This window comes from Psychrobacter sp. ENNN9_III (assembly GCF_001462175.1).
Taxonomy (GTDB): Bacteria; Pseudomonadota; Gammaproteobacteria; order Pseudomonadales; family Moraxellaceae; genus Psychrobacter.
This window is the reverse complement of sequence record NZ_LNUO01000143.1, coordinates 1-4,005: the sequence shown is the minus strand read 5'-3', so window position 1 is coordinate 4,005 and position 4,005 is coordinate 1. Positions and strand designations below refer to the sequence as shown.

3 protein-coding genes are annotated in these 4,005 nt (G+C 42.7%); 2 read left to right on the top strand and 1 reads right to left on the bottom strand.

Annotated elements, in window-relative coordinates:
• Positions 1-170 precede the first annotated feature (170 nt).
• On the top strand, positions 171-1,100 hold the full coding sequence (gene purU, locus PENNN9_RS08955; RefSeq protein WP_082638055.1) for a formyltetrahydrofolate deformylase: 930 nt from the start codon (positions 171-173) through the stop codon (positions 1,098-1,100).
• Positions 1,101-1,220: 120 nt separating this feature from the next.
• On the opposite strand, the gene PENNN9_RS08950 is transcribed toward purU, so the two are convergent.
• Positions 1,221-2,012, bottom strand: coding sequence for an inner membrane protein YpjD (locus PENNN9_RS08950; RefSeq protein WP_178379338.1), 792 nt, complete (start codon positions 2,010-2,012; stop codon positions 1,221-1,223).
• Between the two features lie 354 nt (positions 2,013-2,366).
• On the opposite strand from PENNN9_RS08950, the gene ffh reads away from it, so the two are divergent.
• Entirely contained in the window at positions 2,367-3,914 is a 1,548-nt protein-coding gene (gene ffh, locus PENNN9_RS08945; protein ID WP_058369353.1) for a signal recognition particle protein, read from the top strand.
• Positions 3,915-4,005 lie beyond the last annotated feature (91 nt).

Genomic DNA, 4,005 nt, shown 5'->3' with positions numbered 1-4,005 from the left:
CCTCATTCTCTCCCCCAAGTTGGGGTTTTTGTATTGGTAATATAAATAACGTAAAACAACCAACTCAGTAAGCAAAATATAGCAAAAACGATTAGAATAGTGGATTTGCTATGCTATTAGTAGTTCTTTGAATGCAGGCAGCAATCATTTTATTTTAGGTTAAGCGCACTATGTCAGATACTGTAACGACGACTTCATCAAATGCTTTATCGCACCCTATATCCAGTGCTCCACTCCCTCTTCATACTATCGACACTGCCACGTTATTGATTAAGTGCCGCGACCAAGCAGGCATTGTGCAGGCAGTATCAGAGTTTATCCATCGCTATGGCGGCAATATCATCTCTCTTGATCAGTATTCTACTGCTCACGAGGGTGGCCAGTACTTTATGCGTTTAGAGTTTGTTTTAGAAGGTCTGAGCGAGATCATTGATAACTTTGAGGCCAGCTTTGCTCATACGGTTGCCAAGCGTCATAAGATGTCTTGGCGTCTACATGACAATGCGATCAAAACCAAAGTTGGCATCTTGGTATCAAAGTTTGATCATGCGTTATTAGACTTGCTATGGAGACATCAGCGCGGCTTGCTCGATTGCGATATTAGTTGCGTTGTCAGCAACCATCCAGACTTACGTCAAGCGGTCGAAAACTTCGGTATACCTTTTCATCATGTGCCAGTGACTAAGGATAATAAGGTAGAGGCGGAAGAGCGGATTCATCAGTTGATGGAAGACAATGATTTGTTAGTATTAGCGCGTTATATGCAAATATTATCGTCTGACTTTATTGAACGCTGGCCCATGCAAATTATTAATATTCATCACTCATTTTTGCCTGCTTTTGTGGGGGCAGATCCTTATCGTCAGGCGTATGATAAAGGTGTCAAGCTTATTGGTGCAACGGCGCATTATGTCACCGCCGAGCTTGATCAAGGGCCGATCATCGAGCAAGATGTGCACCGCGTGACTCATCGTCAAAGTGTGATAGAACTACGTGCTATTGGTCGTGATATCGAGCGCAATGTCTTGGCCCGCGCAGTGAACTGGCATGTACAAAACCGAGTGATAGTAACAGGTAATAAGACAGTGGTATTTAATTAAAAAAGCTTATTGTTAGGAAAGTTTGTCACTAAGTCTGTTACTAAATCAGGGTTAAGTTTGCTAATATCATTTGTAACGTATGCCAATCGATTATTATATATATTTAATACAGCTGAGATTCTATAACACTAGCTCTAAAACAAACTTGCTACCAACAAAGCCTACTGCTAATAAGATAAACGCATAAAAGGTAATGTTGGCCGCTCGTTTGCCACGCCAACCTGCACGCCAATGACCTATCAATAGTACGCCAAATAATAACCACGACAGCAAGCTAAAGACTGTTTTATGTAAAATGTGCTGTGCCATTAAATCTTGTACGTAAATAAAGCCAATGCCTAAGGCGATGCTTAGTACGATAAAACCTACCAGTATCATGTCAAACAATAGGCTTTCCATACTTTGTAAGGGAGGTAGTTTGTTCACCCAAAAACGATGAATGGTATGATGCTTGAGCTCACGGATCTGCAAACGCAAAAATAGCGCTTGTAGGGCAGCCATTAGCAGTACGCAATAGGCAGCAAGTGACAATAAAATATGGGCTTCAAGTCCAATACTTACATCGGTCAATGGCTGATACGGGGCGCGGCCAACATAACCTATCGTCATGCCAATAAGCGCAGTCGGTGCAGCTAAAATTCCAAGACTAAGAATAGGGCGATATAAGCAAAAGAGTACGTAAAAGAATAAGAAAAATAGACTGATGAGACTGATTATATTAAATAGGTTAAAATTTAATCCATATAACGTAACGACATATGGATACAATAGCGCGGCATGGGCAAGCATACCAATGATTAATAAACCAAGGCTTAAACCCTTATGAATAGGGTGACTCTTTGTCAGCGCCCAACTGATATGGATACTGACCAATATATAAGCCATACTGGCAATGATAAACGCAAGGTGCACTGGTAAAAAGCCTCATCCCATAATGAGCACAAAATCGCCGCTCAATTTAACGCTAAAGTGGTATTATTAGAATAATCGTCCAATTTATCATAAAATGAAGGCTAATTGAGAATCATCTCTATTATTCTTTATAGCTACTAAGACAGTAGTTGCCAAATCTACAGATGCTAAGGCATCAATTACGCGATGGTGTTGATAAGTAGTTGTTTTTGGATAAATTGCATATAAAACAAGCGAGTAATATTCCAAACTATTTTATTTAGTCCATCTTTAATAAAGTGCTTTTTGACTGCATATATTTTAATAAGAAGCCTTTTGATAAAAATATTTTAACTGTTTAATTGAGAGTTATTTATGTTTGATACCTTAACAGAACGTCTGTCGTCGAGCCTACGTAATATCGTAGGGTCTGGACAACTGACTGAAGACAATATCAAAGACACGCTGCGCGAAGTGCGTATGGCGCTCTTAGAAGCTGATGTGGCGCTACCTGTCACGCGCGACTTTGTCAAACGTGTCAAAGAGCAGGCACTGGGTGCTGAAGTGCTAAAAGAGCTGGCGCCAGGACAAGCTTTTGTCAAAATCGTCCATGATGAGCTGACCGAGATGATGGGCAGTGCCAACCAACAGCTTGAGATGACAGGCAAACCGCCGGTTGTGTACCTACTAGCAGGTCTACAAGGTGCGGGTAAAACCACCACCGCTGGTAAGTTGGCCAAATATCTACAAGAGCGCCAAAAGAAAAAAGTCATGCTGGTCTCAGCTGACGTCTATCGTCCAGCAGCAATCAAACAGCTTGAGCAAGTGGCTGGTCAAGTGAATGCTAAATTTGTCAATTCAAGTGTCGATGAAAATCCTATCGATATTGCCCGCCGTGCCATCGAAGAAGCCAAAATCCAATATCAAGACATTTTGATTATCGATACTGCGGGTCGTTTGCACATTGACGACACCATGATGGATGAGATCAAGGCACTAACGGCAGCGGTTAATCCATCTGAGACGCTGTTTGTCGTCGATGCGATGACGGGTCAAGATGCAGCCAATACTGCCAAAGCCTTTAACGATGCGTTGCCATTAACTGGTGTTGTCCTCACTAAGACCGACGGTGATGCACGCGGCGGTGCTGCATTGTCTGTACGGGCGATCACAGGTAAGCCGATTAAGTTTTTGGGTCGCGGTGAAAAGCTAGACGCTTTAGAGTTGTTCCATCCTGAGCGTATCGCCCAGCGTATCCTCGGTATGGGTGATGTACTAAGTCTGGTTGAAGAGGTCGAGCAAAAGATCGACCGTGATAAAGCCGAAAAAATGGCGAAAAAGATGCAAAAGGGCGGTGATTTCGACCTTGAGGATCTATTAACTCAGTTTCAGCAAATGAAAAACATGGGCGGTATGTCAGGTTTCCTCGATAAAATGCCAGGTATGGGCGGCTCTGACATGCAAAAAGCTGTCGAGGACGCTAAGCCTGAAGAAAAAGTGCGTGAAATGGAAGCGTTGATTAATTCTATGACCCCATTTGAGCGTAAAAATCCAGATAAGATCAATCCAAGCCGTAAGCGCCGTATCGCTGCGGGTTCTGGCCGTGAGATTCAAGACGTCAACCGTTTGCTAAAGCAGCATAAGCAAATGGCAAAAATGATGAAAATGATCTCAAAGCCTGAAGGTATCAGTAAAATGATGAAGTCGATGCAAGGCTTAATGGGCGGTGGCGCCGGAGCTGGAGGCGGTGGTCCTCTATTTGGTGGTGGCGGTCAGCAGGGCGGCCCTAAAGATGTGAGCCCGCAACAGATGGCGAAGCAAATGGGACTTGACCCTAATAATATGCCTAGCACCGAAGAGATGCAAAAACAGATGCAAGAGTTGCAGGATCAAGCCCCTAAAAAGTTTAAGACGCGGTTTTAATAGTCCAGTAACAAGTTTCTGTTATTATAAGTTTTCTTTTTAATGAAAACCCAAAGCTAAAGCAGTTTTGGGTTCCAAACCAATTTTTTTT

Bases quoted from the DNA above. Each gene is read 5' to 3' on its own strand.
- purU (WP_082638055.1), top strand. From the start codon at position 171: ATGTCAGATACTGTAACGACGACTTCATCAAATGCTTTATCGCACCCT.
- ffh (WP_058369353.1), top strand. From the start codon at position 2,367: ATGTTTGATACCTTAACAGAACGTCTGTCGTCGAGCCTACGTAATATC.